Annotated in this window: 28 protein-coding genes and 1 tRNA gene; 19 read left to right on the top strand and 10 right to left on the bottom strand. The window is 58.9% G+C overall.

Annotation, left to right across the window (positions count from 1 at the left end; genetic code table 11):
• Positions 1 to 95: 95 nt before the first annotated feature.
• From J6525_RS17360 to J6525_RS17350, 3 genes are all read left to right on the top strand, one after another.
• On the top strand, positions 96 to 1,088 hold the full coding sequence (locus J6525_RS17360) for a LysR family transcriptional regulator (protein WP_225645570.1): 993 nt from the start codon (positions 96 to 98) through the stop codon (positions 1,086 to 1,088).
• A 291-nt stretch (positions 1,089 to 1,379) separates the two neighbouring features.
• Positions 1,380 to 1,589, top strand: coding sequence for a cold-shock protein (locus J6525_RS17355; RefSeq protein WP_028339489.1), 210 nt, complete (start codon positions 1,380 to 1,382; stop codon positions 1,587 to 1,589).
• Between the two features lie 104 nt (positions 1,590 to 1,693).
• A complete protein-coding gene (locus J6525_RS17350) occupies positions 1,694 to 1,951 on the top strand; it encodes a hypothetical protein (RefSeq protein WP_225645569.1) in 258 nt (85 codons plus the stop codon).
• A gap of 108 nt (positions 1,952 to 2,059) precedes the next feature.
• On the opposite strand, the gene J6525_RS17345 is transcribed toward J6525_RS17350, so the two are convergent.
• Positions 2,060 to 2,302, bottom strand: coding sequence for a hypothetical protein (locus J6525_RS17345; RefSeq protein WP_092083607.1), 243 nt, complete (start codon positions 2,300 to 2,302; stop codon positions 2,060 to 2,062).
• An 89-nt stretch (positions 2,303 to 2,391) separates the two neighbouring features.
• Here J6525_RS17345 and J6525_RS17340 point away from each other — a divergent pair, with 89 nt between their 5' ends.
• Positions 2,392 to 2,634: a DUF6894 family protein gene (locus J6525_RS17340; RefSeq protein ID WP_028334475.1), complete on the top strand. Its 243-nt coding sequence runs from the start codon at positions 2,392 to 2,394 to the stop codon at positions 2,632 to 2,634.
• A 22-nt stretch (positions 2,635 to 2,656) separates the two neighbouring features.
• On the opposite strand, the gene J6525_RS17335 is transcribed toward J6525_RS17340, so the two are convergent.
• Positions 2,657 to 2,890 carry a DUF6894 family protein gene (locus J6525_RS17335; protein WP_225645568.1) on the bottom strand — a complete coding sequence of 78 codons (234 nt, stop codon included), beginning with the start codon at positions 2,888 to 2,890 and terminating at the stop codon, positions 2,657 to 2,659.
• A 498-nt stretch (positions 2,891 to 3,388) separates the two neighbouring features.
• On the opposite strand from J6525_RS17335, the gene rpsU reads away from it, so the two are divergent.
• Entirely contained in the window at positions 3,389 to 3,694 is a 306-nt protein-coding gene (rpsU, locus tag J6525_RS17330) for a 30S ribosomal protein S21 (RefSeq protein ID WP_075968627.1), read from the top strand.
• Between the two features lie 85 nt (positions 3,695 to 3,779).
• The gene (locus tag J6525_RS17325; protein ID WP_225645567.1) at positions 3,780 to 4,055 is read left to right on the top strand and encodes a hypothetical protein; all 276 of its coding nucleotides are present in this window, start codon (positions 3,780 to 3,782) and stop codon (positions 4,053 to 4,055) included.
• Between the two features lie 384 nt (positions 4,056 to 4,439).
• Here J6525_RS17325 and J6525_RS17320 read toward each other — a convergent pair whose 3' ends face one another.
• Positions 4,440 to 6,230: an acyl-CoA dehydrogenase family protein gene (locus tag J6525_RS17320; protein WP_225645566.1), complete on the bottom strand. Its 1,791-nt coding sequence runs from the start codon at positions 6,228 to 6,230 to the stop codon at positions 4,440 to 4,442.
• A gap of 220 nt (positions 6,231 to 6,450) precedes the next feature.
• Here J6525_RS17320 and J6525_RS17315 point away from each other — a divergent pair.
• Positions 6,451 to 6,525, top strand: a tRNA-Gln gene (locus tag J6525_RS17315).
• Positions 6,526 to 6,817: 292 nt separating this feature from the next.
• Here J6525_RS17315 and J6525_RS17310 read toward each other — a convergent pair.
• Both J6525_RS17310 and J6525_RS17305 read right to left on the bottom strand, forming a co-directional pair.
• Positions 6,818 to 8,149, bottom strand: a complete 1,332-nt coding sequence (locus J6525_RS17310) for a hypothetical protein (protein ID WP_225645565.1) — start codon at positions 8,147 to 8,149, stop codon at positions 6,818 to 6,820.
• A gap of 644 nt (positions 8,150 to 8,793) precedes the next feature.
• On the bottom strand, positions 8,794 to 9,084 hold the full coding sequence (locus J6525_RS17305) for a hypothetical protein (RefSeq protein WP_225645564.1): 291 nt from the start codon (positions 9,082 to 9,084) through the stop codon (positions 8,794 to 8,796).
• A gap of 286 nt (positions 9,085 to 9,370) precedes the next feature.
• Here J6525_RS17305 and J6525_RS17300 point away from each other — a divergent pair, with 286 nt between their 5' ends.
• Together J6525_RS17300 and J6525_RS47475 are read left to right on the top strand one after the other, a co-directional pair.
• A complete protein-coding gene (locus J6525_RS17300) occupies positions 9,371 to 9,571 on the top strand; it encodes a hypothetical protein (protein WP_225645563.1) in 201 nt (66 codons plus the stop codon).
• Positions 9,572 to 10,487: 916 nt separating this feature from the next.
• Positions 10,488 to 10,670 carry a helix-turn-helix domain-containing protein gene (locus J6525_RS47475; RefSeq protein ID WP_225645562.1) on the top strand — a complete coding sequence of 61 codons (183 nt, stop codon included), beginning with the start codon at positions 10,488 to 10,490 and terminating at the stop codon, positions 10,668 to 10,670.
• A 174-nt stretch (positions 10,671 to 10,844) separates the two neighbouring features.
• Here J6525_RS47475 and J6525_RS17290 read toward each other — a convergent pair whose 3' ends face one another.
• Both J6525_RS17290 and J6525_RS17285 read right to left on the bottom strand, forming a co-directional pair.
• Positions 10,845 to 11,156 carry a hypothetical protein gene (locus J6525_RS17290; protein WP_225645561.1) on the bottom strand — a complete coding sequence of 104 codons (312 nt, stop codon included), beginning with the start codon at positions 11,154 to 11,156 and terminating at the stop codon, positions 10,845 to 10,847.
• Positions 11,157 to 11,219: 63 nt separating this feature from the next.
• The gene (locus tag J6525_RS17285; RefSeq protein WP_225645560.1) at positions 11,220 to 11,468 is read right to left on the bottom strand and encodes a hypothetical protein; all 249 of its coding nucleotides are present in this window, start codon (positions 11,466 to 11,468) and stop codon (positions 11,220 to 11,222) included.
• An 85-nt stretch (positions 11,469 to 11,553) separates the two neighbouring features.
• Between J6525_RS17285 and J6525_RS17280 the strand changes: the two genes are divergently transcribed.
• From J6525_RS17280 to qatD, 6 genes are all read left to right on the top strand, one after another.
• Positions 11,554 to 11,823, top strand: a complete 270-nt coding sequence (locus J6525_RS17280; RefSeq protein ID WP_225645559.1) for a hypothetical protein — start codon at positions 11,554 to 11,556, stop codon at positions 11,821 to 11,823.
• A 7-nt stretch (positions 11,824 to 11,830) separates the two neighbouring features.
• Positions 11,831 to 12,166 (top strand): HigA family addiction module antitoxin, encoded by a 336-nt coding sequence (locus J6525_RS17275; protein ID WP_225645558.1) that lies wholly within the window; start codon positions 11,831 to 11,833, stop codon positions 12,164 to 12,166.
• Between the two features lie 242 nt (positions 12,167 to 12,408).
• A complete protein-coding gene (locus J6525_RS17270; protein WP_225645557.1) occupies positions 12,409 to 14,172 on the top strand; it encodes a KAP family P-loop NTPase fold protein in 1,764 nt (587 codons plus the stop codon).
• Entirely contained in the window at positions 14,173 to 14,928 is a 756-nt protein-coding gene (locus tag J6525_RS17265) for a Qat anti-phage system associated protein QatB (RefSeq protein ID WP_225645556.1), read from the top strand.
• Positions 14,928 to 16,241 (top strand): Qat anti-phage system QueC-like protein QatC, encoded by a 1,314-nt coding sequence (gene qatC / locus J6525_RS17260; protein WP_225645555.1) that lies wholly within the window; start codon positions 14,928 to 14,930, stop codon positions 16,239 to 16,241. Before J6525_RS17265 ends, qatC begins: the two co-directional genes overlap by 1 nt.
• The gene (qatD, locus tag J6525_RS17255; RefSeq protein ID WP_225645554.1) at positions 16,234 to 16,995 is read left to right on the top strand and encodes a Qat anti-phage system TatD family nuclease QatD; all 762 of its coding nucleotides are present in this window, start codon (positions 16,234 to 16,236) and stop codon (positions 16,993 to 16,995) included. The genes qatC and qatD overlap by 8 nt, the downstream gene beginning before the upstream one ends.
• 328 nt (positions 16,996 to 17,323) lie before the next feature.
• Here the strand turns inward: qatD and J6525_RS17250 are convergent, their stop codons facing one another.
• The 3 genes from J6525_RS17250 to J6525_RS17240 all read right to left on the bottom strand — a co-directional run bounded on the left by J6525_RS17250 (position 17,324) and on the right by J6525_RS17240 (position 22,732).
• Positions 17,324 to 19,009: an SIR2 family protein gene (locus tag J6525_RS17250; protein WP_225645553.1), complete on the bottom strand. Its 1,686-nt coding sequence runs from the start codon at positions 19,007 to 19,009 to the stop codon at positions 17,324 to 17,326.
• 498 nt (positions 19,010 to 19,507) lie between these two features.
• Complete coding sequence (locus tag J6525_RS17245) at positions 19,508 to 20,401, bottom strand: DEAD/DEAH box helicase (RefSeq protein ID WP_225645552.1); 894 nt, start codon at positions 20,399 to 20,401, stop codon at positions 19,508 to 19,510.
• A 507-nt stretch (positions 20,402 to 20,908) separates the two neighbouring features.
• Entirely contained in the window at positions 20,909 to 22,732 is a 1,824-nt protein-coding gene (locus J6525_RS17240; protein WP_225645551.1) for a hypothetical protein, read from the bottom strand.
• Between the two features lie 573 nt (positions 22,733 to 23,305).
• On the opposite strand from J6525_RS17240, the gene hxsA2 reads away from it, so the two are divergent.
• From hxsA2 to hxsC, 4 genes are read left to right on the top strand one after another with little or no spacing between them, the layout of a single operon-like run.
• Positions 23,306 to 23,587 carry a His-Xaa-Ser repeat protein HxsA2 gene (hxsA2, locus tag J6525_RS17235; protein ID WP_225645550.1) on the top strand — a complete coding sequence of 94 codons (282 nt, stop codon included), beginning with the start codon at positions 23,306 to 23,308 and terminating at the stop codon, positions 23,585 to 23,587.
• On the top strand, positions 23,571 to 23,921 hold the full coding sequence (locus J6525_RS17230; protein ID WP_225645549.1) for an HxsD-related protein: 351 nt from the start codon (positions 23,571 to 23,573) through the stop codon (positions 23,919 to 23,921). Before hxsA2 ends, J6525_RS17230 begins: the two co-directional genes overlap by 17 nt.
• A 17-nt stretch (positions 23,922 to 23,938) precedes the next feature.
• Positions 23,939 to 25,387, top strand: a complete 1,449-nt coding sequence (gene hxsB / locus J6525_RS17225; protein ID WP_225645548.1) for a His-Xaa-Ser system radical SAM maturase HxsB — start codon at positions 23,939 to 23,941, stop codon at positions 25,385 to 25,387.
• Positions 25,384 to 26,619, top strand: a complete 1,236-nt coding sequence (gene hxsC, locus J6525_RS17220; protein ID WP_225645547.1) for a His-Xaa-Ser system radical SAM maturase HxsC — start codon at positions 25,384 to 25,386, stop codon at positions 26,617 to 26,619. The genes hxsB and hxsC overlap by 4 nt, the downstream gene beginning before the upstream one ends.
• Positions 26,620 to 26,626: the final 7 nt, after the last annotated feature.

Raw genomic sequence — 26,626 nt, 5'->3', positions numbered from 1 at the left:
CATGCCGCAAGCCTGACAGGACTCTCCACGAGGCTTCGAAATACGTCCAATACATATATTTTCTCGAACCTTATGCTCGAATGGTATAAGCGGGCATGAACCTTCAACAGGCGCTCACGTTCTTGACGGTGGCGGAGCTCGGCACGGTCTCAAAAGCCGCGTTGCGGTTGCGTGTCGCCCAACCCGCTCTGTCCAGGCAAATCATCGGTCTCGAACGGGAGCTCGGCTTGCAGCTCTTCGATCGCGTCGGGCGCCGGCTTCTATTGACCGGCGAAGGCGAGCAGTTGATTGCGGGCTGCCGTCTGCTGCTCAACAGCGTCAATTCCTTGAAGGAGCAGGCTCAGCTGCTTCGTCAAGGAGATACCGGGGTCCTAAGGATCGCCGGCTCGCCGCAACACATCGAAAGCGTGCTGTCGAAATTTCTGCACCGGTACGCGGAGCGATATCCCAGGGTCGAGATTAGGATCAGGGAGGGGACGGGCAGCGAGATATTGGCGATGCTTGAACGCGGCGAAGTTCATCTCGGCCAAAATTTGCTGCACGCCGTCAGACTGAACGAACAGCACTTCGGCAGCCTTCCGCTTGGATCCGTGCAGTTACTGGCTGCTGGTCATCCGTCGATGCCACTTGGTCCCCGTTGCACAATCGAGATCGCTGACCTCGCCGAACTTCCGTTGCTGCTGCTGGACAGCGGGTTCGGGTTTCGCCGTGCTTTCGATGCGGCAAGCCGTATGGCGGGGCTGAAACCGAAGATCATGTTCGAGAGTCGCAGTCCGCACACCTTGCTGGCGCTCGCCGAGGCGGGGCACGGCGTCGCGATCGTTCCCTCCCAGCTTCAGTGCTGGCGCTACGAATTAAGGATTGTCGGTCTCACGCACGGACGCCGCGTGTTGCAGGAGCCGCTCACCATCTCATGGGACAAGCGGCGTCCGTTGCCTCGTTTCGCGACTGACTACTGTGCAATGCTGGCAGCGCATATGCGGGAGACGTTTCCGATCACGCGCCCGACGGAGCCGGCAGCGGCAAAAGTAAGTGTTCGGACGCGCGCTAGGCGAGTTCCACGCAAGGCGAAAAGTTCGGGCGGTTGAATATCGCGATTTGCGTCCGCGTCACCGATCACCGAGTTGCGCGGCGGCTCAAGCCCTTACGCGAAACATGGTTCGGTTTATCGGAACGGCAGCTCGGTGAAGCTCCGCTCACCCCGATCGACGGCGCTTCCGAGCTTGCCCTAGCGGATTAAGTGTGTATGCTTGCAGCGTTCGATTTGCCGTTGTGCCTTGTTGAATGGTCAAAGCGGCCCTTTTCCAAAGAACATCGTCGGTTGAAGGATGATGCGGAACCAAGCGCGAATTCACGTGCGTCCGCTTTGGAGAAGACAAATGCCTACAGGTACTGTGAAGTGGTTCAACGGCCAGAAGGGCTTCGGTTTCATTCAGCCCGATGATGGCACGAATGACGTGTTCGTTCACATCAGCGCTGTCGAGCGGGCCGGACTTGGCGGTCTCGCCGAGGGCCAGAAGCTGTCGTTCGAACTCAAGGTCGACAAGATGCGTGGCAAGACCAGCGCCGAAGATCTTCGGCTGGCTTGAATCGATCTGTCATTCCACGGATGTACTGGGATGACAGCCGCGGCCCGCTCGATCCTCTGATGGGTTGAGCGGGTCTCGCTGCTTTTCAAAGGGCTCATTCGCTCATGGCCAAGAAGCCGGAAGAACTTTCCGCCGAGCGCCTGGCCAAGGCCCAGCGCCAGCGGCTTGCCGCCGAGGCGGGCGCGCAGGCAATCGCTGAGGTCGAGCGCGATGCGATCGCCGTGCGCAAGAACATGGTGCGTCTGCGGGCTCTCCGTGAAGCGCGTGACGCCGAGGCGGCCGCGCAGGCTGGCTCTGCACCCGCTGGCGCGGCATCTGTGGCTGCCAAGAGAACCAAACGGGTCAAGCGCATCGTGCGCTAAGCCGCGCAATCACGCACGTCTCCGAGTCCGTTGCTGATACGAAGCGGACCTGTTGTTTCGCGGCGTCGGCCGCTACGTTCAGGTCGCGAAGCCTGGCCGTTGCCCGAACTATTTGGGACGATCGGCTTCCTTCCTGTTCGCCGCCTTCAGTCTGATCCTGATGTAGTCAGTGACATCGCCGGCCGCATCACGCAGATCCTGTTCCGTCAGGCCTTGCTGTCCCGCCATCTCGATGCACCGGCGCGCCAACTCGGCAACATCCTGCGAGGCACCCGGCGTTCCATACTGCTCGGCAGCGTGGACGCTGTTTTCAATCCAGAAATCAAGGAACTCTCTCGCTTTTGCGGTCATGACTCACCCGGACGGCTCGCGCGCCACTGTCCTCACCGGCCACATTCCCCGGTCTTCGCAGGAACAATCGAGAGCTGGGGTAAATTACCATGCCGATGACGCGCTATTATTTCGATCTTCGTGACGGCGGCGGCCTGGCGATCGACGAAGAGGGCATGGAGATGTCCAGCTTCGGTGCGGTTCAGGAGGAGGCTGCGCGCGCCTTGGCCGACGTCATTCGGGATTCCTTTCGCGGTCACAATTTCCATCAGATTGCCATCGAGGTCCGGGACGGCGACGGGCCCGTGCTTGAGGTGGCTATCGCTTGGCGCAGTTGCCGGCTGGATTCTTGAGCTGGGCTACGCAGCGCGGCAGCTAGCACCTTGTGATGCCCAGACTGAGACTGACCTGAAACAGCGGGCCTTCGTCCGTCCGGACCTCAAACGCCAGCAGCCTGTGTTTGTCCAAAGGCGGGTTCTCCTTGGCTATGCTGAGCAATGACTGCATCGCTTCGTGCGCGGCAGTTTCCTCGTCGCGTAGCTCGATGCCCTGTTTGTCGGCATAGAGTTGCTCGCCGTTGCGGATATCGAAATAGAAGCGGGTTGCCATCTTCGGCTCCCTTTGGTGGCGGGAGCTGCCCAGGCTCTCAGGTGCCGGCGCTCAATAGTCATCCGGCAGCGCCGTACTCTGCGCCTGTTGGAGCGAATTTGCTACTCGGCAACGATGGAGATTTTTGGGGAACCGCTTTTCGCGTTCGCGGTCAAGCCGCCATCGCCGTTCAGCCATGATCTCGCCGTGGCTGAACCGTCGGATATAATTCTCGCGATCTGCGATTGCGTCTTGCATAGCTGAGATAAGTGCATAACTGTACTAGATCGACTGGCCTTGAGCCTTGTAGATCGGTCCCAGGACCTTTTTCCAAAGACATCGTCGGATGAAAGCGAGGACGCGTGCTTGTAGCACCGCGGCTGAAGCTTCCGCGACGTTGTCGGTCGGCTGCCGTTCCACGGATGTACTGGAATGGCAGTGCGGCCCGCTCTGTCATTGATAGAGCGGGCTCTGGTCTTGTTCATTCAAAGTGCGTTGTACCGCGAGAGAGGTGATCCGTTGCAAGTTCTTGTCAGGGACAACAACATCGACCAGGCGCTTCGAGTTCTAAAGAAGAGGTTGCAGCGCGAAGGCGTCTTTAGAGAGATGAAGCGCCGCAGATCGTTCGAAAAGCCATCGGAAAAAAGGGCTCGAGAGAAATCCGAGGCCGTGCGGCGAGCCCGCAAGCTTGCCCGCAAGCAAGCGATACGGGATGGATTGATCGCGGCGCCTCCGCGGAAACCCAAATTCCCGGCGTCCAAACCTTCGGCGCCAAGGCAATCACCACAATCGCCACAGCAAGCAGGCGGCACACGGGAGACTTAGCCCGTACCGATCCTGCTGGAAGGATCGTGCAGGATGACGCGGCGATCTTATCGAGGCAACGGATGCCTCCAGGAACGCATCTCCGATGAGATATGTCGTCGGCGAGCCGTGGATCGGGATGTTCGGTCGAGGCACGACGATCAACGGCGACGTGCGCAGAACCTGGCCGGCACGGCCATTAACGCAACGGCAGATCATTCCGCCAGCCAGTTCGATCGGGCCGCGCGCAAGCGTGACTTGCTCGACGGCCCGGAGGAATTTCGCGCGTTTCGCGCGGATCGCTGATGAAACGTATGATTCGGCGGTAGGCGAAAAACTCGATGTCGTCCCGGGCAAGCGAAGCGCGACCCGGGACCCATAACCGCAAGCGCCGAATGGTTTGCAAAGCTGTGGCCCCAGCGCGGCATCACAACTGCATGCGGTGGTTATGGGTCCCTGCTTTCGCACTAGCGTATATACATATCCTCCGCAGTCTTTCCGGAGTCTTCTCAAAGAGTTGGCCGAAAACCGCAGAGAACTTACTCATCTGCACTAGGGTTGCGCCCGCCGATTTCGGCTCTCGCCTAGTAGCTAACCCCTTGATGATGAGTCGGTTTTCTAGCCTCGAAGAGATGTGTAAATGCCCTAGTGCTTTCGCAGGGACGACAGTTGTGATGCCGCACGCCGTGTGCATCAAACGAGCGAGAAGGGCCTTTGAGCACAGCGCTTTGGGCCCTTCCACCTCGCAATGACGGTGGAAAGTATCTTACCCCGCCAGCACCGCATCAGCGCCAGTCACCGCCTCGGCGCTTTCGGTCACGGTCTTTTCCAGCGACGGCGCCTGCACGGCGATGTTCTCGGCGAAGAAGCGCGCCAGCGCGACATAGCGCTGCGGCTCGGCTTCGCCGTTCGCCTTGGCGGCCAGCGCCTCGCCGGCGAGCATGCAGCCGCCGAGCGTTGCGGCGAACAGCCGCAGATAAGGCGTTGCGCCGGCCAGTGCCTCGTTCGGCGCCGAGGCGAGGCGCTCGAGCAGCCATTTGCTGGTGCGCTCCAGCGCGGCGTGCGCGTCGCGCAGCTTGGCGCCCGTGGTGCCGAACGCCGGGTCGTTGGAGGTCTCGACCTGCTTGATGAGGGCAGCGAGCTCGTCCAGCAGCGCCCAGACCGAGGCGCCGCCATTGGCGCCGAGCTTGCGGGTGACGAGGTCGATCGACTGGATGCCGTTGGTGCCCTCGTAGATCGAGGTGATGCGGGCGTCGCGATAATGCTGCGCGGCGCCGGTCTCCTCGATGAAGCCCATGCCGCCGTGGATCTGCACGCCGAGATAGGCGACCTCGTTGCCGATGTCGGTGGAGAAGGCCTTGGCGATCGGGGTCAGCAGCGCGCCGCGGGCCGCGGCCTCGGCGCGCACCTTGGCGTCCTTGGCGCGCACCGAAACGTCGAGCGCGACCGCGGTGGCGTAGCAGATCGTGCGCGCCGCCGCCGTCATGCTGCGCATCAGCATCAGCATGCGCTTGACGTCGGGATGCACGATGATCGGATCCATCCCGTCGCCCTTGTGACCGATAGCCTTGCCGATAGCTTTCCCTTGCCTGCGCTCCTGCGCATAGGCCAGCGCCTGCTGATAGGCGCGGTCGGCAATGCCGACGCCTTCGAGGCCGACGCCGAGGCGGGCCTGATTCATCATCGTGAACATGCAGCGCATGCCCTGGTTTTCCTCGCCGATCAGATAACCGATCGCGCCACCCTTATCGCCCATCGTCATGGTGCAGGTCGGCGATGCGTGCATGCCGAGCTTGTGCTCGACGCCGCTGGCATGGATGTCGTTGCGCTCGCCAAGCGAGCCGTCGGCATTGACCAGGAATTTCGGAACCAGGAATAGCGAGATTCCCTTGGTACCCGAGGGGGCATCGGGCAATCGCGCAAGCACGAAATGCACGATGTTGTCGGTCATGTCGTGCTCGCCATAGGTGATGAAGATCTTGGTGCCCTTGATGCGGTAGGTGCCGTCGGGGGCGCGTTCGGCGCGGGTGCGCAGCGCGCCGACGTCGGAGCCGGCATTGGGCTCGGTGAGCTGCATCGTGCCGGTCCACTCGCCGGTGACCAACTTCTCGAGATAGGTCTTCTTCAGTTCGGCGCTGCCATGGGCATCGAGCGCCTCAATTGCCGACAGCGTCAGCAGCGGGCAGAGGCCGAAGGCGACGTTCGACGCGCTCCAGATCTCGGTGCAGGCGGCGTTGACCGCGAGCGGCAGGCCCTGGCCGCCGAACGCCTCCGGCCCCGACACCGCGTTCCAGCCCGCGGCGGTCCAGCGCTGGTAGGCGTCGGGCCAGCCCGGCGCGGTCGTCACCTTGCCGTTGTCGAGCTTGATGCCGTGCTCGTCGCCGACACGATTCAGCGGCGCCAGCACGTCGGAGGCGAACTTGCCGGCTTCTTCCAGCACCGCAGCGGTGATGTCGCCATCGAAATCGCCGTAGTGGCCGGCCTCCACGGCGGCAGCGAGCCCCGCACCGTGATTGAGGGACAGCAGGATATCGTTGATCGGCGCACGGTAGGTCATGGCGTTACTCCCGACGAAGCGTTTGCAAATTGTCATCCCATGAAACCGGCGGCCTCTCAACAGTCCGAACGGACATCGCACGGTCTGTTTCGGCCACCGCGGCGTCGCCTTATAATAAGAGTACCGTCATCATCCTGCGGCTTTCGTGCCTTTTCGATCGCCGCCCTGTTGAAATGGCGGGACTCACCCTATAGACCGACGTGGCCTTCGATCGGCGCGTTGGGGCGTAGCCAAGCGGTAAGGCAGCGGATTTTGATTCCGCCATTCGGAGGTTCGATCCCTCCCGCCCCAGCCACAGCCAACTCACTGATTTTGTTGCAAAAACGGCCTTATCCAAGGCAGAATTTCCCGCGCATTTGGAAATTCCGTTTGCCTCCCATTTGGAAATTCTGTGCTGGTTTCGTTTTTGCCTGAAGGCAGATGAAGGTCGGCGCGCGTTGAACGTCGCTCAACTTATAATAATACGAATTGAGCGGATGAACGCTGTCTGCGCGTTGCAGCTTCCGAGCTCTGCCGTTGACGTCGCATGCGGGATCGACAATTGCAGAACCCCGCCGCCTTTTGCGGCGTTCAACGAGGCGCCAAGTCTATCCTTGAGATCGGACGTTAGTCTTCGAAATTGGGGAGGTCGGCGTTCCGTCTCGAGGTGATGCTGCTACATCAGGATTCTGCTGATCGAGCTCCTTCTGCGCCAAGAGATGTGCATGCCGCTTACGAGTCGCAGCCAACGCTCGCATCATTGTTTCCTTGGCATAGCCGCGATAGGCCTGTGCGGTCTTGTGGCCCGAGAGTGCACGACCCTGGCCGTCCGTCAGCTCGGCTTCCTCGAGTTCGGTCATGCCGCCGTGTCGACAGGCATCAAGCGTGAAAAGCTTTGATACGCCGTCGATCTTCTTGCGCATCTGCTGCACCACTTTTTCCATGCCAGGGTAGGACCACACTTTGGCATCGCCCTTGCGTTCACCCTTTTTTATCCGACGCATGATCATCGGGACGCCGAGCTTGGGCAGATGGCTCAAAATGTCCTCCGCTTCGGCGTAAAACTTGACGGTCTCTCCATCGAGAGTCTCTTCGAGCGGATGCCAGACCAACGCCTTGTTCTTGTGGTGCTCGATGCGCACAGCGTGTGGCCAGTTTTTGCTGCGATAGTCGGGCCAAGTCAAAAACCCGGCCACCACGTTCTCCGGCCGTTGCAGCCATTCAAAGCAGATCACGGCGACGGCCGCTGGTTCAGGCCGCCCTTCTTTGATGCAGCCCCATGCAAATTTATAGACCTCTTCTCGAGTGACCGCGTGCTTCTTGGTCTTGGTACGGCTCTTGAGAGTGAAATCGTCCCAGGGGTTCGGGTGCTTCTTATCGAACAACTCCGGGTGCAGCCGACGCATGATCCGCCATGCCTTTCGGCAGAGGCCGACGACCTTTTCTCCCTGCCGCAGCCTGATCCCGTTCGGGCCGTTGATGATTTTGTCGTAAATCTTGTCAGCAGCTCGTGGTGTAACTTCCATGATCTGCCGTTCGCCAATCCGCCGTCCATTCTTATCGACGGTGTCGCAGATCATTTGCATGATCCGTTCGTAATCGGGGCGGGACCGAGGTGAGACCTTCTCGGTATACGCCTTCTCTGTCTTGTATTGCCGGAACAGCCAATCGACCGTGCCGTAGCGCGCGATTTTGCCCTGTTCAACCGGCTGCCCTCTACGCCGGTGGTTCCATTCATCGAAGAGGGCGTTGAGTGTGGCAGCGCGTCCGCCTTTTCCCTCCTCACCGCATGCGACTTCGTAGCTCGTCCCAAGTGGCTCATTCGCCATCTCGCAGCCGAGTTTCCTGTAGTGAGTGGGGATGCGGAAGTAGAAAGCCGCAGCCCCACGGGCAAGCCGCCGTACCTCGACGAAGCGTGGAAGTGGGCGCTCCAGCGTCACAAATCCTCGGCGAGGTCGCCCGGCACCATGTCCGGCGCGATGGCTCGGTCCAGATCGTCTCTCAACCACAGCTGACGCCTCCCTTCTTTCACACGTGGTCGAGGATACTCCTTACCGACTCGCTTGAGAAAGGCTTCGACAGTCAATTCTCCGCAGTACCCTGCTGCGATTCCAGCAGACATACGGCGTGGCCAAGAACCCGCTGGAATGATGGCAGGACGTGTCATCGGATAATGGCGTGAGCTGCTGAAATTGGTTCTTTGCTCCTACTGCCCATCATGATGATCACCAGCAGGATTTGAAACTGCGACGGCAACCGGATCGAACAGGAGCGTAGTGCAGCGCCTGAAAAGGACACCTCGGACCTACTTACCTCCGACGCTAGAGCGCGCCGTGAGTAGGCCCCGGGGCAGGAAGTGACCCGTCGGCGTAGCAGAGAGTGAGGCGGGAGGCGGCCGACACGGAGCTCGGAGAAATTGGTAGAGAGGGCAGTGGACCGAAGTCTGACGCGCGGAGGCAGTCCGCCCAGTAAGCTCGGCGCGTCGAGCTGGGGCCGTATGACGGCGGCCACGTCAAACCGGCTTTCGCGGAGCCCAGGGTCGTCGCCCAGATTGTTCTTCGGAGCTTTGTAGTCCTTCAGCATCCTAAACATAGATTTTCAAATGCGAAAACGGCTGGGTTACGAAGCGCGGGGGAAAGCATCCGAGCTTTTGAGAAAGCGTGACAAAGAAATCATCGGCGTCCCAATCACCCCAAAAGTGCGCGCCGCGTCCGGGGATGAGGAGCTGTTTGGAGACATTGGGCGGCGGCGTCTTTCCATAGCCTATCCAATAAAGCCCGTACTCGAACGTTTCGATGTTGGCCAGAAGATCAAAAACCGGATCGTTCTCGCCAACTATAACCGACCACAATCCAAATCCGGCCTTTGTGCGCATCCTCGAAAACAGGCTTCATCGCCGCGCATCCTCTGCCAGCAGGGTTACCAAACATCGCCGGCCCCACAGTGAAGTAGGATTTGGCCCTACATCGGTCAGTTTGCTTCAAGTTGTAATTCTGGCCTACCAGGAATTGCCGCAACAATTTGATAGGTCGGGCAAATCGGCTGCAATACCGACAACTCGAGCGAGTTGACGGATCGTGCCAGCATAGAGCCAAGCGATGGAGAGTTGCGCCTCAATGCGGCTGTGCTACTACGCCCTCGCTCGAATCGAGGAGTTAAAAGTGGCGAAGAAGGCAAAGAAGACGGCTACGAAGAAGAAAACTTTGCGTCGCGAATACACAAAGGCTGACGTGAAAGAGCTGCGCGCTCATTCGAAAGCGAAGACGCCGGTTGCAAAAATCGCGCAGCTCACAAAGCGCTCCGAAGGCTCACTCCGCCAAAAGGCGCTCAAGCTTGGTATCCGACTGGGTCATCAGCGCTAGAGACAGAATCGTGACGCTCTTTAATAGGGTGTTCTCGACCAGAACGTTGTTGCAAATCATCTGCGTTCTCGTCGCTGTTTTCGCAATGAGGTTGTTGAGCGCTCATTTTGACTTCAGCTGGGCAACCGCAGTGGCGGTTGAGTAGGGGGACAACCTCGAAGGCTGAGCAGAAAAGAAGCCAATCTAGTGGCGAGCTATCGCGTGGCGTTCAAGCGTGCGTAATGAAACCGGAGGGTAATGGAGGTGAGTCAAAACTCAAGCGCAGGTGATTTCCCGATATGTCCGGGAGGCCTCGAACCGGCAACCAGGCCGTTATGAGCGATGGACTATCGACCAGCTTTGTTGATTTCGTTACACTTTCGTTCGAGTTCGATTGCGTTCGTTGCGCCTCGAAACTGGTGCAGTGACGCCTGCTCATGCAGACGAGCCGGGCGACCTCCGCGAGGTATCCATCGCAGGACCTCAAGCGGATCGATCTTACCCTCTCAAGGCTGAAACAGGGGTTCGATTCCCCTAGGGAGCGCCAGCAATCTCAGGCACTTAGGTAGCCTTCAGCCGAATTCGTTGAATAATGGTTGAATAAGACGCTGGTGAACAGCGGCGAACGCTTGGGGAATTTGCTGCCGACATTAGCAGACTAGCCTCGTCGCGATGCTCTCACTGTGGATGGAGCATTCGCGAAAAATTTCCTCATCGCACTTGGCTATCCAGAAATACTCAAACCGTCGCTGACGTGCGCTGTCGTACGCCAGCGCCCTCGGACGTGCGCATTGACGTTGCTCCTCGCGCAACCAACTCTCGTATCAAGCTTTGTGCGAATAGGAGGGCCATGTGAGATACAATCGACGTGAGAAAACCAGCGGACAACAGTCACAAGTCAGTCTAGCCGCTCCGAAAAGCCGCAGAACCGAGCACGATGCCATTCGCCCAGCGGCTTACCTGCACGATTGACGATGCATGCGAAGTGATCGGCTTGGGACGCACAAAGCTTTACGAGTTGATAGGAGCTGGGCGTGTCGTCACGACAACGATCGGACGTCGGCGACTAGTAGTGGTGCGCTCACTTCTCGCACTCCTTGACACCAACGTGTCGAACTAATGCACGTGCGATACCCCCGAACTTCTCCCGAACTGGGAGCGGGGTCGTTCCGCGTTCCGCCGACACAACCTGTGATCGAGGGGACGCCCGGCCGGCCGGCGCCGGCGCGGCTGCTGCTTGGAAGCGCCGGAAACAACCGGGGTGGACTTGACGAATGTAATGATGTGCATTACATCATGTCTTATGATCGCAAATGCCAACATCAAGATCGATTGGGCTCCAAATCACGCCGGCATGTGCGTGGTGCTGGACACGGGCGTGCTCGTTGCCCAGGAACCGGACCTGTACCACTCGGTCGGCCTTGCCATCCTGGGCAGCAGGCAGGCGCAGGCCGCGCGCGCCCTTCGGCTCGAGCTCGAGGCGCTCGATCACGGCATCAAGGCGGTCTTTTCCCGCGCCCATGAGCAGGCCCACATCTTCGCCGAGGCGCTGTTCTCGCAAAAGCGGTTCTGGCGTCTCTACCGCGACATCGACAACACCGCCCACGGCTTCACCGGGTACGGCGCGTTTGGCCGGAACAGCGGCCCATGGCCAAGCCCGCTGCAGGGTCTAGTGCAGGGACCTACGGGTCCGCTTGCCGAGCTCGAGCTGTCGTCCCGCCAGATCGCCCACATCCTGCGCCACATGCTCGACGGCCTCAGCCAGTCCGAGCAGGACGACCTGGCGCTGGCCACCGCCCTTCGCGCTCTCCTGCTCAAGGAGATCGCTCGCCTCGCCGCGTTCAAAGTCGTTCAGTTGCGCCGCGCGCCGACCGCCGCCAGGTCGCTGCGCGACCGCGTCCTCTGTCTTGAGATTCACACCGGAAGTTCACCCCCGGCAACGGCTGCCGTCAGCCTTGCCGCGTGCAAGGCAACATCCCCGATTGCAGCCTTGCAGGTGAACCATGCAACGATATGCCACCAAGATCACCGAACTCATCGCAACGACCCGCTTCGGCGGCGGCATCCGCCAGCACATCACGGTGGCGGCGCACGAGATCATGCAGCTTCTCGTCGTCTGCCACTCCCTTCAGGACATCGGCGTCATCGGCCCTATCACCCGCTTTGCCAAGACCGAGGGGCTCTACGGCCTCAAGGTCGAGGGCAAGTGGTGCGTCACCTTCCGATGGTCGGAGGATTTCGGCGCCTACCTGATCCGGCTCGAACGACGATAGGCTTGCCATGACTACGGCGAAGTACGTTCCGGCACCCCCGGTCCCCCCCGGGGACGTGCTCCGCAAGCGCATCCTCGGCGCCGACATCACCCAGGACACGCTGGCCAAGGCGATGGACGTGTCGCGCTTCTCCGTCAGCCAGATCATCAACGGCAAGCGCGCCGTCACGCCCGAGATGGCGTTGCGCCTGTCCCATGTCACCAGCACCACGCCGGAGTTCTGGCTCGACCTGCAGCGTCAAGTCGATCTCTACGCGGCCCGTCGCAAGCTCGGCGCTGAGCTCAAGCGCTTGCAGGTCATCCGCGCGCCGAAAGCCGAGCGCGAGCTCTTTTCCGACGCGTAGGCGACAGCCCCGCCACCCTCAAGGCGCTCGCTCCCCGTCCGCCGCCGCAACTTAGCAGCCGTCCTCGAGAGCGAAGTCGTTTCCATCAACGGCGCAAATTCATAACGGTGCGCATTCGACCGCACCCGGCAACCCTAGTTGTTGCCCGAAACGGTGTACAACCAAATGAAGGTAGCGTAATTGAAGGATTGCAGCCGGCTGCTCAATCGCGGCGCTTGCATATGGTGGGGGAAGGGTAAGGGGTGTGGGCAGACACTGAAACCAGCGTCGATTATCTGAACTACTCGGAAGTGGCCGAGCTCGTATCGGAGCTGATCGCCAATCCCGATCTGCTGCCGCTGTCGCTCGGGGTGTTCGGAGGGTGGGGTGTCGGCAAATCCAGCACTCTTCGTCTGGTCGAAGCCGAGCTGAGCAAAACTGCCGATCGGTTCCTTCTAGTCCACTTCGATGCCTGGCTGTATCAGGACTTCGACGATGCGCGCGCTGCGCTCATGTCGGTGATCGCGTCCTCTCTCGTTGCGGCCGCGCCGGAAGGTCTTGTGCAAAAGGCCAAAAGTCTCGTCGGGCGGGTGAACAAGCTGCGTGCGCTGGGGCTTCTCGTCGAAGGCGGCGCTGCACTGGCGGGCTTTCCGACGTTTGGGTTTGCCAACAAGGCGATTGCCGCTGCCTCGGACCTGCTCACAGGCAATGTCACGAAGGAGGACGTCGACGCTCTGAAAGGGGCGGGCAAGGAAATCCAGGACCAGAGCAAGGGCCTGTTCAATCCCGCCGAAAAGCATGAGCCGCCGGAAGAGATCACCGCGTTCAGGAAAGAATTCGGCGAGGTGCTTGCGGGTCTCAATCGCACCTTGGTGGTCTTCATCGACAATCTCGATCGTTGCTTGCCGCGCAACGCGATCCATACGCTGGAAGCCATCCGGTTGTTTCTGTTCATGCCGAATACGGCCTTCGTGATCGCGGCCGACGAGGACATGATCAGGCACGCTGTGACGCAGCATTTCCACAACCCCAGCGAGCGCCACGTTGTCGACTATCTGGATAAGCTCATCCAGCTACCCGTTCGCGTTCCGCGAGCCGGCGTGCAGGAAGTGCGCGCTTATTTGTTCATGCTGCTGGCCTCGCCAAGCATAGATGCCGGCGGCCGCGAAAAGCTTCGCCTCTATCTCATCGACAAGCTTCAGCAGTCCTGGAAGGACGATAACGATTTCAAGATCGATGAAGTGTTGTCGCTCATCGGCAAGTCGGAGGATATTGAGCTGCGTCGTGCGCTGACCATGGCTGACCGCATGTCGCCAATGCTCGCCTATTCCGCTCGTGTCCAGGGCAATCCACGCATCGTGAAGCGGCTGCTCAACGTTGTCCGCATGCGCGCCGCCATCGCGCGCAAGCGCAAGATGCCGCTTGATGAGGCCGTCATCGCCAAGCTCGCCCTGTTTGAGCGGTGTACTGAGACGGCCGCCGTTGAATTCCTGCATGATCAGATCAATGCGGCCCCAAACGGCAGGCCCGATCTGTTGGCGCGGCTTGAAGCGGCAGAAACACCGACCGAGCTCGGTGAGCTGACGCCTGAGCCCTGGCAGAAATATGCGGATGTGGTGAAGGATTGGATCGGGCTGGAGCCGAAGTTGACGGGTATCGACCTGCGTTCGGCTGTCTATCTGGCCCGCGAGACCGTTCCGTTGCGACTGACTGCTGCGGCGCTGCCTGCCAAAGTGCGCATCGCCGTGGAGACGTTGCTTCAAACGGCAACTGTGAGCTCGCGCGGCGCTGCCGAAGCGATCGGGACGCTTGACGGCGGCGAGCGCGTTCTCGCCATGGAGCAGATCATTCGCGAGATGCAGAAAGATCCTGCCTGGGAAAGGGCCCGGTCCGATTTTCGCGGCGCCATCTTGCTTGCACGCAGCTCGCCGGAAGCTGCCAAGCAGCTTCGTCGCTTTGTCGAAGCATTGACCGAGCGTCCGGCGTGGCTCAACGCGCAAGTCCGAAACGAAGCATGGATGGTTTAAATGGGGACGTCAGCGTCTGGAAAAGGACCAAATTCCCGCTCGCCGCTGGTTCCTCCGCATGCCGATGCCAACCCGAACGCGCCGATCCCCGAGCCCGCGCCGCAGCGGTTCAGGAGCTTTCGGACCGAATTTGGCCGCGTTGCGGCTGGTGCGGCGGGCGCCTCGCTTCGTTCGGCTGTCCGCGAGTATGCGCGTGAGGCGACCGGTGGCTCTACGGTTGGGCCGCGACGTTTCGGGACAGCCTATGTCGCCGGGGCCAATCTTGCCCAAGCCCTCAACCAGCTCCGTTCCGGCGGACCAGTCCAAGGTCCAACGGGCGTCGACCTGGCACAACTTCGCGGTCAACCCATTGACTATGCCGCGCAAGAGCTGGCTCGCGCACTCGCGCCCGAAAATGCCGACGCCGAAATGGTTGCAAACGCCATCCAGGAGGCGGTTGCTGAAGCCCTGCCTGACGTGGAGGTGTTCGATCCCGCGACGATCATCGATGATCAGCTCATTCACCTCCTGGTGGAGTTCTTCAGTCGAATCCTGTTTCAGGAAATCACCACCGCGGCCGGCGATGCCTGGAATAAATCAACCTCATCTCGCCAAACAACCCGCGTTGAGGCTGACCTCCTCGAGCTCATTCGGGTGACGATGGACAAGCATCTTTCGCCCCGCCTCGCCAACGGTCTTGCGGGCTTCACCCGCGAGCAATTCCAGGCGATCGAGCGGGCCGCCGTGGATGATGTGTGGCGGGAGTGGGAGTCCTGATGCCACGCCTCGTCTTTCACGTCGAGCGAAAGACGTTGCCGCCAGCGCCCGTTGACGGGGAGATCCACGTTTGGCTGTACGGCGGCAGCGCGCCGGCTGCCCACATCGGCGTGGTGGGATCGCAAGCGTTTGATGCGGCATCGCGTCTCTGTGTCCAGCCAAGCCGCGCTGCGATGGACTTTCTGTCAATCGCTATGGCCGTGACCGCCGCAGACACATTCGTATTGCGCGACGCGGCCTTCAACCGTTGGAACAGAGGGTTCGAAATCGTGCTGCCGTTGGCCGACCCGGCGCGCTGGGAATCGGTACAGAGAGAACTCGAAGCCGCACTCATGTTCCTGAGCGGCGACACGTGGCGCTTCAGGTTCGAGGCCGGTGGCGTTTGGCCGCCGCCGATGGAGGCCATCCGGCGGCGGGTTGACGTCGTCGACCTGTCGAAGGTCGACTGTGTGGCGCTTTTCTCCGGCGGTCTGGACAGCGCCATCGGCGTCAAAGATCTCATTGGCCGGGGCGATCGTCCGCTGCTCGTCAGTCATGCGCCCCGAGGGGATGCCGACCACCAAAACCGTGTTGCAGCCCTTCTGCCGCCCTCCTGCCAACGCATGTCGGTCAACACATATCCGACGCTCAAGAACGTCGATGATGACAGCATGCGGACGCGCAGCTTCCAGTTTCTGGCGTTGGCTGCCTTGGCTTGCCAAACTCTTGCAAGCTTCAGAGGCTTGACTGCGGCCAAGCTCTACATTTGCGAAAACGGTCTGATCGCGCTCAATCCCCCTCTTACACCAAGGCGCATTGGGTCGTTGAGTACGCGGACAGCCCATCCACGCTTCCTCTCCGCCATCCAGAACGTCTGGACGACGGCCGGAATACCGGCGTTTATCGAGAATCCGTACGCGTTCGAGACCAAGGGCGAAATGGTGCATGCGCGGAGCGAAGACGAGGGCTTTGCGCATTTTGTGGCAGAAACAGTTTCGTGCGGTAAATGGAAGCGTCGCAACCAGCAATGTGGTCGGTGTATACCTTGCTTGATTCGACGATCCTCGCTTCATGCCGCGGGGGTTGCCGATGCGACCCCTTACGAGTTCGACAATTTGCACGAGGTGATGGCGGATACGAACGGACGGGACGACCTCATCGCCGTGCAAACTGCAATATTGCGCCTCCGCAATCAACCGATGGGGCGGTGGGTCTTGCAGGCGGGGCCATTACCTTCGGAACCGGAAATCCGGCAGAGATACTTTGCCGTCGCCCGACGTGGTATGAATGAGCTGGAGGGGTATCTGCGTTCGGTAGGGTTTGATCTTGATTGACTTCCATTGTCATTTGGATCTGTTCGACAATCCGGTGGATGTGGCGTCGCGGGCGGAGGCTGCGCATATCTATGTCCTCTCAGTCACAACGACGCCGAAAGCCTGGCGAAAGACGGCAGCGCTCGGTCATGGTAAGACATACATCCGGACAGCGCTGGGATTGCATCCGCAACTGGCGCACGAGCGCTCAAACGAATTGCCGTTGTTCGAGGCGCTTCTGGACGAAACCCGCTATGTCGGTGAGATCGGTCTCGACGGATCGCCCGAGTACGGCGCTTTCGCGGACGTGCAAAAACGTGTCTTCGAAACCGCCCTTAAGTGGTCGCAAGAGCGTGGCGGAAAAATACTGACAATTCATAGTCGTCGAGCGGCCGAGGAGGTCCTTCGCGCGTTAAAGCGGCACCAGTGCGCCGATACGGCGGTCTTGCACTGGTTCTCGGGAACTTCCCGTGAACTTACCGAGGCCATCTCGCTTGGGTGCTGGTTCTCCGTCGGTCCGGCAATGTTGCGATCGGAGCGTGGTCGTCAAATTACAGCGATGATACCTCGAGATCGACTTTTGACGGAAACTGATGGACCCTTTGGTCTGAGAGGAAACAAGCCGCTCGAACCAACGGACGTGAGATTTGCAGAAGCTGCTTTGGCGAAGATCTGGCAAGTCGAGCCAAAGGAGGTTTCACAAACACTTCTGACAAACCTCAAGACTTTGGTGGAGCGTGTTCCCGCCGATCCCAATAGAGCTACAGCGAATTGACAGCGTCAGTCTCGATAGGTCTCCTGGAGGATTCGAGAAGGCGATAGCTAACCAAAGCTAAAAGGACGGTAGCACAGGCGCGTGCGCAAAGGGGGCAATATTCGGAGCCGCGACACAGTCGTTTTCAGAATCTCGACGTGAGCGCCTTTACGAGTTCATGTGCCAGCGGGCGGGCACCACCGTGCACTCCTGCGCCCAGCGAAGGGAGCGAGCTAAACCTGGGCTAGATCTCGATCATTTGAGGCGCATAGCCGCGCGGAGCGAAACAATTATCGTCTACGCTGCGGGGGCTGAAGCTCAACCGCAGGCCTCTCGGCATCCGCCACCCCTACCTTGCTCCCTCGGACCGCAGAATGCGGCGCTCCAGATTGCGGCGCCGGCGCTTTTGTTCAGCGGACACGGCCGCGGCCTGCTTCAGATAAACCGCCTTTTCCTTTCCCTTCAATTTCTTGGTGAATTCCAGGATCGTATAATACCAGCTGTGATGCGCGGCTGTATCTGCCGGCTCAATCTCTGCAGCCCGGCGGTATTTCTCAAATGCCGCCTTATAGCTCTTGGCGGCGCCGGTCCTACGGGCGAGATCGGCAAGTGCGTGGCCCCAGCTCAGATAGACGCTGTAATAGTTTGGATTAGCCGCTCCTGCAGCTTGGAAATGCACCATCGACTTCTTAAACAGCACGAGGTCGTCCGTGATGCGCGCCAAATCATGTAATGCCTTGGCAAAATTATTGTGAACGACATCGGGCGTCCGGGTGTGTCGGAGCGCCGCTTCGTAGTGACCAAATGCTTCTCTCAGTATCCCATTGTCGCTGCGCGGATATTCTGCGCGCGCCAGATCTGTCAACGCATTTGCCAAATTGTTGTGGGCGTCTGAAAATTGAGGATCTATTGCCAGTGCAGCCCGATATTTCACAACGGCGCGCTTGAGCAGCGCTTCCGCCGCCCTGGTCATCACTTCCGTTGCGCCATACCGGGCTGCCCGAGACAGGTCGAACAGGACATTGCCCCAATTGTAGAGCGCATCAGCTTCTGTGACCCGAATTTTCGCGGCGATGGCGAAATGCTCAGCGGCTTTCCGATAAACGTCACGATCATCGTCGATTTTCGCCGCTGAATGCGCACGATCGCCCAGAATCATTTGGGACCAGCCGTAAGTGTCCCGTTCCCGTTCGGTCAGCTTCTTCAGCTGCCGGCCCTTGAACAACGCGGCAACGCGCTCATGCTCGCCTGCGAGGAAATAGTATTCGGCAGATAGGGCTTGCTCCTGGCCGGCGATCAGGGCGTCGAGCTGGGGCCGTATGACGGCGGCGACGTCAAACCGGCTTTCGCGGTGCCCAGGCTCGTCGTCCAGATTGCTTCTCGGAGCTTTGTAGTCCTTCAGCATCTGAAACGTAGATTTCAAATGCGAAAACGGCTGCGTTACGAAACGCGGGGGAAAGCATCCGAGCCTTTGAGCCAGCGTGACGAAGAAATCATCGGCATCCCAATCACCCAAGAAGTGGGTGCCGCGTCCGGGGGTAAGGAGCCGTTTGGAGACATGGGTCGGCGGCGTCTTTCCATAGCCTACCCAATAGAGCCCATACTCGAACGTCCTGACATCGGCCAGAAGATCAAAAACCGGATCGTTATCGCCACTATAACCGACCACAATCCAAATCCGGCCCTTGTGCGCATCCTCGAAAACAGGTTTCACATAGCGCCGATGTTTGTTCACCTCTTCGCGCGTGTTGAGAAGTACAAAGCCATCACGCTGCCCATGGAGATGGAATATCGATTTTTCACTCACCTGGTCGGGATTGAAAAGATGCGATGCGGCGAAGTCATAAACCGCCGGGAACGAATTTATAAGTGAGCAGGCCCTGGAAACGAGAGGATCAAAATTGGTGGTAAGTACCCGATCGATAAAGTCGTGATCAATAAGTTGAGCGAGCGCGAGGTGGGCCCAATTAATTTTCGCATTGTCGATGTATCCGCCAATAAGGTCGCGCCGGACCCCCCGGTCGAGACTGGCCATGCATCCAGGATAGTCTTTCGGGGTCGCGCGCGCGTAGGCGGCAGGATATGTGGTCCTAATATGCTCGACCACGGCACCTGCCGACGGAATCCCCGCGCTGATCGAACAGCCGGCACCGAGTAGCACGGTGCATTTTCGCGTTGTGCCTGGTTTCGGCCGCAGCGCCTCTACAATGTCTTCTAACGTACGCGGGGGCGTTGGCATCAAGCTAACTCATGTTGGGATTGACGATTCTCAGCGTTTCAAAAGGTCTACCGACAACCCTTGCGCGGATAGAATGCGAGGAGTCTTGGAAGGCTGCCATAGGTCCGCTCGGCAATCTAATAGTTGGCATGGGTCCCCGCGCATCTCTTCTACTAGTAGCGTTATCAAGCATCGCCGGCCCCACGGAAAAATTAGGATTTGGCCCTACATCGGTCAGATTACGTCAAGTTGCAATGTTGGCACAGTTGCGCCTCAATGCGGCTGTGCTAGTACGCCCACTTTGGAATCGAGGAGCTAAAAGTGGCGAAGGAGGCAAAGAAGACGGCTGCGAAGAAGAAAACTGTGCGTCGCGAATATCCGATCTACGCGTGGCAGGTTCTTGATTACAAGGTCTGCAATTTTCCGGATTTCAGAGTAGGTGCCAGCGTAGACGAGTGATTTCTGGTCGCCAGGAGAAATCAGCTCAATCAGCTTCGCGCCTTTCTTCGCGGGGTCTCCTCCAAATTCCTTGTAAGGTTCTTGGATATTCAAGTACACCGTATTGAAATTGAGGAGTTCAACAAACTCCATGTCGCGCGTGAACGCATTGTCATTGAGTTTTTTGATGTTCGGCGCAAGGTAGTACCGCTGGCTCGCCTTCTTCGAAAGTTTTAGAATTGCCTTTATGAGAGTGGAGGCCCGCTCGGGGTCGTGCTCTTGGCTCGCCTTGTAGAATTCATCGACTACGAGAAGGTCGATCGTTTCCAGGGCGGTCAGATATCCGAAGGCGCGCTCCTGCGGAAAGATGAAGATGTTCTTGGGGCCAAGCCGTGTATCTGGAGCGGTTATGATGGTGTAGTATTCAGAGAACTTCTTGAACAGCCGCCTTCGTGTTTCGTCCATCAGCGCAATTGTCGGAACGATGATCACAACGGTGTCGGGGTGCTTCGCCGCGACAAATGCGTCAATGATAAAGCTTTTTCCGAAGCTCGTTGGGGCGCTGACCGCGATGCTCTTTCCGTTCAGGAGCTTGGCAAGGACAGAGGATTGCTCTCGGTGCAGGGTTGCCAACCGGCGGCCAACGTCGACCTCAAACGCGTGATGCACGTATTTCTGATCCCACGATGCGCTCTCGAGCTGCAGGTAGGGAAACAGGCCGGTGGCTCGGATCATATGGTTCACTAACTGCGGGTAGGGCGTCTTGAGCAATATTGTCCCACAGGTAACTTTGGAATTTGAGATACCGCCACTCTGCGTCCTCGAAGTCGTTAATCAAGCTAAGGACCCGCTTGTTCACCAAAGTGGTGAGCTGAGACACGGAAGTGATTCCGGCAAGAGCGTCATCAATAAGAATTTCGAATGACAGGCCTGTCATTGATATAATTGCCCCCAAAAACATATACATAGTCCAGATTGGTGCAGGTTCCTACTGCACATTCGTAGGTAGCGAAGCGAGCCGCATGCATTTGCCCCGCTTTTTTGACTGAAGAGAGTTTCCGTGGTCCAAGGCGACGGCTAGGGGCTGGTTCAAGTGGAGGCGGAGACCACCGAAACGGCGCAGCAGGCCATGGCGCGCGTTCCCTACGGTGGTGGGCCACGAAGCGCGAAGAGAGCTTTCGCCAATGGCGCTAAGGCTCCGGCGGGAGATTGGCATGCCGCACGAAACGCAAGCATTGACTAGAGAACCAGCGAGAAAGCCTCGATTCTTAGCGTCAATCAGGGCTGGCAGATGACATAGCCGACCGCGCCGACCTCTGCGCATGCGGAGAAAAACGAGTTCAGCAACCAGTAGAGCTGGACAAAGTGTGCTGATGGACGCTTGCCATCCCCAATACTCGCGAACGCATCCTCAACGGCCTTACGGCTTAATGATGAGGTTACAATCGAGACACGTCTCACCACCTCGGGAGAGGTACGAAAACGTGCCAGATGCTGCTCTATTTTCGACCGCGGTCCGCCTCGCATCAGGCGTGCAATTTCGGTTTCCTTTTTCGCGTTCTCATAAGGCTTTGCTTCCCACCCGTCGAACTTTGCGTTCATGGCGGCCTGAGGAAGAGCAAGGCGGCCGAGATTTTTCTCCGCCTGGCTCACACTTATATGGAACGACGAAGCTCCTAGCGACAATTTGCCGTGTTTGGCATGATAAAAGGTTATCATGGGTGGCACACCCTTGGTGTTCAGTCCAATAAAGTCCGCCCATTCATCCCCCAAATCGTCGCAGATTAGCACGTCGTCTCCAACGGCTATCGTGCTCTCGATCTGAGCGAAGACGGACTTCGGAGCGAATTTCTTCTGCTTAGCTCGAAAGGCGCCTTTCTCGCTCGATGCGTCCTTTAGACACTTCTCGGGGATAAGATGGCGGAGGAAGGAAGCGCCGCCGTCACGCATTGCCTTGTCCTCAAAAAGCTCGCCGTTCAGATAGGCAACGCTCACGTCGTCGAACAGCACGAGAAACAGGTTTTCCCTGTCAAGGTACATCTTGAGAGCGGTCTGGTGATCCTTGTCGGTACTCTGATCGGCGGGTGCAACGTGGATCCTGTCGATCTCGCTCGGGGAAAAAGTTGAGAGGCCAATGCGAGCTTTGCCCCACTTTAAGATTCCAAGCACAGCTCCGCTCGGTCCGTCGAGGATACGGAGAGCGTCGCGAGGCCCCTCAATTTCAAACTCCCGGTCAAGCGCTTGCAGCACATCCTGGCATTCCTGGATTGTAAGCTCGCGGAACTTCCCGGACTTCTCCTTCTTAGTTAGCTTTATCAAAGGTGTCTCCGAGAAGAGGCGGTCGGCAAGCTCTGCTCCATCGACGGCGAAGCTGACCGGACTTGTGGCGGCCGACAACGAGGCCAAATCGATAGGACGGGCAAAGTTCGCAATAAAAGGGGCGACGTCTCCGGTCAGCCGCGTGAGCTCAGCCATGACCTCAACCGACCAATCGATAGCGGCTCCATACCCGGATCGGTCCGAGCTCTGAGCAATGCGGCCGGTCGTAGGGGTGGCCGTATAACGGGTACTTCCGCGCCGGACCCGATAGCGCTGAGACACATAACGGCTCGCACTAGCCATCGGCATTGCGTTCTCGAGATCGTCCGCTTCGAGCGTCTTCGTGCGAAGCGCCTGCTTGGACGTGGACATCGAGCGCATCCGCATCGATTCGAACTTAGCATCGGCCTTCGCGATGGCACGTTCCACGTTACTGCTGCCTACGTGTCGCAGCCACTCACTCTTGAAAGTCGCCGGAATCTCAAGGCTTGATTTATGGATTGCGACGAGTTCCTCGTGTTCAACGACGAGCATGAAGCCATGAATGCGATCCGACAGTCCTGCGTCCTCTGCGAGGAAGCTGGGCTGACGGTCGTAGGGGAAGCAGATTGCCGAGTAGGTGCGCGCGGCCTGCCTTCTGCGTACGTCTCGAAAAAGACAGACCCCAGCATTCGTAACCGAATCCCGGAGAGCCTCGAATAAGTCCTCGATGGCTTTACCGTTAAGTTTCTTGTTGCTTGAAAAGAAGTAGGCCGACCAGCCGATCCGCAAATGTTCAATCATATGAGCCTCCCGCAGCAATTCTAATACGGCGGGAAACCTATTCTAGCGCAAATCAAGCGCTGCCTATGCCAATCAACGGGCCATTTCGTGTGTCGATGTTGAGGGTTGATTGACGGCGTTGGGGAGGCCCGCCAGAGTGGGCTTCGGCCGCCCCAATGATGGCGAAGGCGGTGCTATCGCCGTTGGGATAGGAGTTTGCGCAAGCGCACATCATGAGCGGGGAAACGTTGGCACTCCTTGCGGCCGCGCCGGGCGCACCGAGTAGACCGTACTTGTATCGGGTCATAACCGGCCCCTCGAAAGAGGTTGCAGAGCGATCAGAAGCACCATCTGCTTGTTGTCTCGCGCGGAGTAGCGCGCCACCTCCCTTACGGCGCCGAAATCGCCGTAGTACGCTTCCGTAGCGCTGAGAGCTTCTCGAAGAAAAGATATAACAATATCAACTGGCTGTGCGTTTCTCGCTGCGAGACGCCGTGCGGACCGCAAGCGCCCTCGACCAATAGAACTATGGACTTTCCGCCCTCGGAAGTTGTAAGAATGCGTATTCTTTGAGCAAATTAAACGTGGGGCGATATGTCTGAGAAATCAAAAGCTGTGCTTTCGCTAGGCGCTGCACTCGCATCACTCACCGGAATGTCGGTTCAGGGCGCGGAAGCTAAGGCAGCAGTTGCCAACGAGGCAACCGCCGTAGCGACCGAAAAAACCGACATGCAGGTTCAGGCAAACGCCCACTATCAGGTGGGCGAAGAACTTCTGGGGTTCGTCATGACGAAGCAGGCCGACGGCACAATCGTCGCCCAGCATGCTTCCCACGCGTCGCATGCTTCACATGCGTCCCATGCCTCTAGCCGCTAAGATCTCTGCGGCGTCTCAGGTCGAGGTAGCTGTCGATTTCGATGCACGCATCCAAAGCCTTAGCGCTTTGGATGCGGCAGCCTATCGTCTGATCGGAACGGCGACCTGCCAGATCGACCAGGCTGGGGACCGCTATCTTTGCCGCTTGGTTTCTTCTGTCAATCCGCAAAAGGGGACCGTGCTCAGCTCGGCCGAGCTGAAGGAGCGGTTCCTGAATCTTGTTGCCGACGAAAACCTGCGGATTCGCGTCGCTGAAAAAACCGAAGGCGTTCGGAATGTCATCCTCGCGCTTGCCTTCGGAGCTCTGGCCGCTAACCAAAATGATGCCGGATAAAGTTCTGCCGGAGGAGCATGGCGCGGTTTTTACCTCGTGAGAACTTCAGCGCGGCAACCGAAGATCTTTCGTTGTTGCCGTTCAATTTTGAGCGCACCGGATCGAACGTGTATCTCGTCGCCAACATGGTCGGCGATTTCATCCGCCTGTCGGAAGATGAACTGAACAGGCTCGTCGACCTTCAGGTTCGGCCCGGCGACGGCCTCTACGAAAAGGCCTATGCCGCCCATCTGGTGACGGGTGCGAACCAAAAGGCACAGCGGCAGCTTTTGGCCGCCCGGCTGAGAAGCCGGATGTCGTTCCTGCAGCAGACGACGCCGCTGCACATCTTCGTTGTAACGCTGCGCTGCGAACATTCTTGCCCATATTGCCAGGTCTCGCGCCAAAGCGCCGACCGCTCGCGCTTCGACATGAGCGAACAAACTGCGATGCGAGCGCTGGACATTGCATTCGCCAGTCCTGCGGCTCGCATTAAAATTGAATTCCAGGGTGGGGAGCCGCTTCTCAATTTTCCGCTGATCAGGACGATCGTGGCAGCCGCGAGGGCACGGTCCGGCAAAAAACTCGACTTCGTCATCGCGTCAAACTTGGCCTTGTTGGACGACACCGTTCTCGAGTTTTGCAAGACGAACAACGTCCTCCTCTCGACGTCCCTCGACGGCCCCGCCGATCTGCACAACAAGAACCGCCCGAGACCTGGCGCAAACAGTCATGAACTAGCTGTTGCCGGAATCCGGCGGGCCAGAGAGATATTGGGCCTCGATAGGGTCGGGGCCTTGATGACCACCACGGAGGCGAGCCTCGACCGGGTCGATGAAATCATCGACGAATATCTTCAATTGGGGCTGGATGGCATCTTCCTGCGACCGCTTTCCCCGTTTGGTTTTGCAATTAAGACAAAGCAGTTCGCCAAGTACGACGCGCAGAAGTGGCTTGCCTTCTATGAGCGAGGGCTACGCCGGGTTCTGGAGATCAACCGACAGGGCACCCCGTTCCGGGAGTTCTACGCCGCGCTGCTTCTCATACGGATGTTCTCGGACCGCCCAATTGGCTACGTCGATTTGCGCAGCCCGGCCGGCGCCGGCCTTGGCGCACTGGTCTACAACTATGACGGCAGTGTTTTCGCGTCGGACGAAGGCAGGATGCTGGCCGAGACCGGTGATGACGCGTTCCGGCTCGGTCACGTAGATCACGACAGCTACGGTTCTCTCATCCTGTCCGATAAGCTGATAGGTGCGATTTCGTCGTCGCTCACCCAGTGCGCGCCCGAATGCTCGACCTGTGTGTATGAGAGTCACTGCGGCGCGGACCCCGTCTATCATCACGCGACGCAGGGTGACGCCTTGGGAATCAAGCCTTTGTCGGCATTTTGCGCTCGCCAAAAAGGCATCATGGGCCTGCTGCTGGACATTCTGGAGAACTCCCCGGAAGATGCTGCCATCTTGCGACGATGGGCCGCCGCATGACCCTTCCCCTCTATGGCACAGCCTCGCAGAGCGCTGGATTTTCCTCGGACAAGGCCCGATCGGTCCTCAGGCTCCGGTCGGTCGACAGTGCCGCCGAACGTCACGTGGCTGATTTCGCGCTCGCCCGAACGCCAGACGACATCCGGCGCGCGATAGAAGCCGATTGGCCGTCCATCCTTGTCGTCTCCGACGGCTCAATCGATCTACCCGGTACGTTTACAGGGCGGCTCGTCGCCGTTCCCCCGAAATATTGCTATCTCGCGGACGGCGATGTCATCGGCTTCGATCATGCATCGAGGAAATTCCGCACGCTGTATCGCCGGAATTCGGCGCACAACTCGTTTCTGGTCACGGAACGCTGCAACAATTACTGCCTGATGTGCTCGCAACCCCCGAAAGACGTCGATGACCGGTGGATACTCAGCGAAATCAAGGAAAGCCTGCCTCTCATTGACCCGGCAACGCGCGCGCTGACGTTCACCGGCGGAGAAACCTTGTCGGATTGGAAAGATTTCATCGCCGTCCTGAAGGAGTGCAGCGACCGGCTGCTGACGACCGCCATCCAGGTGCTGACCAACGGTCGGGCGTTCGCCGACTCGCAGATTGTCGATGCCTGGAAAGATATCGGCCATCCGAATCTGACGGCGGCCATTCCGGTCTATGCCTCGGTCGATCACATCCACGATCACGTCGTGCAGGCTAAGGGTGCGTTCGACGAAACAATTCTAGGCATCCTGAAGCTCAAGGACCGGGGACAACGCGTCGAAATCCGCGTCGTCCTGCATGCATTGACCGCCCCGATCATCGAGGACACGGGGCGGTGGATTGCCCGCAATCTACCGTTCGTCGATCACGTCGCCTTGATGGGTCTCGAGAATACGGGCTTTGCCATTGCAAACGATGCCGTGCTCTGGATGGATCCTGTGGACTATAGCGACGGGCTCGCCAGGGCCATCGATCATTTGAGTGCCGCTGGCGTCAATGTATCGATCTACAACCTTCCGAAATGTGTCCTTCCAAAGTCAGTCTGGCCACATGCACTCCAATCCATTTCGGACTGGAAAAACGGCTTTGTCGAAGAATGCGATCGATGCGACGAAAAGAACAGCTGCAGCGGCTTTTTCACGACCGGACGCCCGCGGTTCAGCCGGGGCGTACGCGCGATCACTTCCCAACGAAACGAATTGGCCGCTTGGCCGACTAGCAGACACAGAACTGGGGAACGAGCATGAGAATCGA

The organism is Bradyrhizobium australafricanum (genome assembly GCF_020329495.1).
Lineage (GTDB): Bacteria > Pseudomonadota > Alphaproteobacteria > Rhizobiales > Xanthobacteraceae > Bradyrhizobium > Bradyrhizobium australafricanum.
Note: the sequence above shows the minus strand (reverse complement) of the source record. Positions and strands in the feature narration are given on the sequence as shown.

What these genes read in the sequence shown, in the direction of transcription:
- J6525_RS17360 (WP_225645570.1), top strand. Translation starts at nt 96, where the DNA reads ATGAACCTTCAACAGGCGCTCACGTTCTTGACGGTGGCGGAGCTCGGC.
- J6525_RS17355 (WP_028339489.1), top strand. Translation starts at nt 1,380, where the DNA reads ATGCCTACAGGTACTGTGAAGTGGTTCAACGGCCAGAAGGGCTTCGGT.
- J6525_RS17350 (WP_225645569.1), top strand. Translation starts at nt 1,694, where the DNA reads ATGGCCAAGAAGCCGGAAGAACTTTCCGCCGAGCGCCTGGCCAAGGCC.
- J6525_RS17345 (WP_092083607.1), bottom strand. Translation starts at nt 2,302, where the DNA reads ATGACCGCAAAAGCGAGAGAGTTCCTTGATTTCTGGATTGAAAACAGC.
- J6525_RS17340 (WP_028334475.1), top strand. Translation starts at nt 2,392, where the DNA reads ATGCCGATGACGCGCTATTATTTCGATCTTCGTGACGGCGGCGGCCTG.
- J6525_RS17335 (WP_225645568.1), bottom strand. Translation starts at nt 2,890, where the DNA reads ATGGCAACCCGCTTCTATTTCGATATCCGCAACGGCGAGCAACTCTAT.
- J6525_RS17325 (WP_225645567.1), top strand. Translation starts at nt 3,780, where the DNA reads ATGAGATATGTCGTCGGCGAGCCGTGGATCGGGATGTTCGGTCGAGGC.
- J6525_RS17320 (WP_225645566.1), bottom strand. Translation starts at nt 6,230, where the DNA reads ATGACCTACCGTGCGCCGATCAACGATATCCTGCTGTCCCTCAATCAC.
- J6525_RS17305 (WP_225645564.1), bottom strand. Translation starts at nt 9,084, where the DNA reads ATGCGCACAAAGGCCGGATTTGGATTGTGGTCGGTTATAGTTGGCGAG.
- J6525_RS47475 (WP_225645562.1), top strand. Translation starts at nt 10,488, where the DNA reads ATGCCATTCGCCCAGCGGCTTACCTGCACGATTGACGATGCATGCGAA.
- J6525_RS17280 (WP_225645559.1), top strand. Translation starts at nt 11,554, where the DNA reads ATGCAACGATATGCCACCAAGATCACCGAACTCATCGCAACGACCCGC.
- J6525_RS17275 (WP_225645558.1), top strand. Translation starts at nt 11,831, where the DNA reads ATGACTACGGCGAAGTACGTTCCGGCACCCCCGGTCCCCCCCGGGGAC.
- J6525_RS17265 (WP_225645556.1), top strand. Translation starts at nt 14,173, where the DNA reads ATGGGGACGTCAGCGTCTGGAAAAGGACCAAATTCCCGCTCGCCGCTG.
- qatC (WP_225645555.1), top strand. Translation starts at nt 14,928, where the DNA reads ATGCCACGCCTCGTCTTTCACGTCGAGCGAAAGACGTTGCCGCCAGCG.
- J6525_RS17250 (WP_225645553.1), bottom strand. Translation starts at nt 19,009, where the DNA reads ATGGCCAGTCTCGACCGGGGGGTCCGGCGCGACCTTATTGGCGGATAC.
- J6525_RS17240 (WP_225645551.1), bottom strand. Translation starts at nt 22,732, where the DNA reads ATGATTGAACATTTGCGGATCGGCTGGTCGGCCTACTTCTTTTCAAGC.
- hxsA2 (WP_225645550.1), top strand. Translation starts at nt 23,306, where the DNA reads ATGTCTGAGAAATCAAAAGCTGTGCTTTCGCTAGGCGCTGCACTCGCA.
- J6525_RS17230 (WP_225645549.1), top strand. Translation starts at nt 23,571, where the DNA reads ATGCCTCTAGCCGCTAAGATCTCTGCGGCGTCTCAGGTCGAGGTAGCT.
- hxsB (WP_225645548.1), top strand. Translation starts at nt 23,939, where the DNA reads ATGGCGCGGTTTTTACCTCGTGAGAACTTCAGCGCGGCAACCGAAGAT.
- hxsC (WP_225645547.1), top strand. Translation starts at nt 25,384, where the DNA reads ATGACCCTTCCCCTCTATGGCACAGCCTCGCAGAGCGCTGGATTTTCC.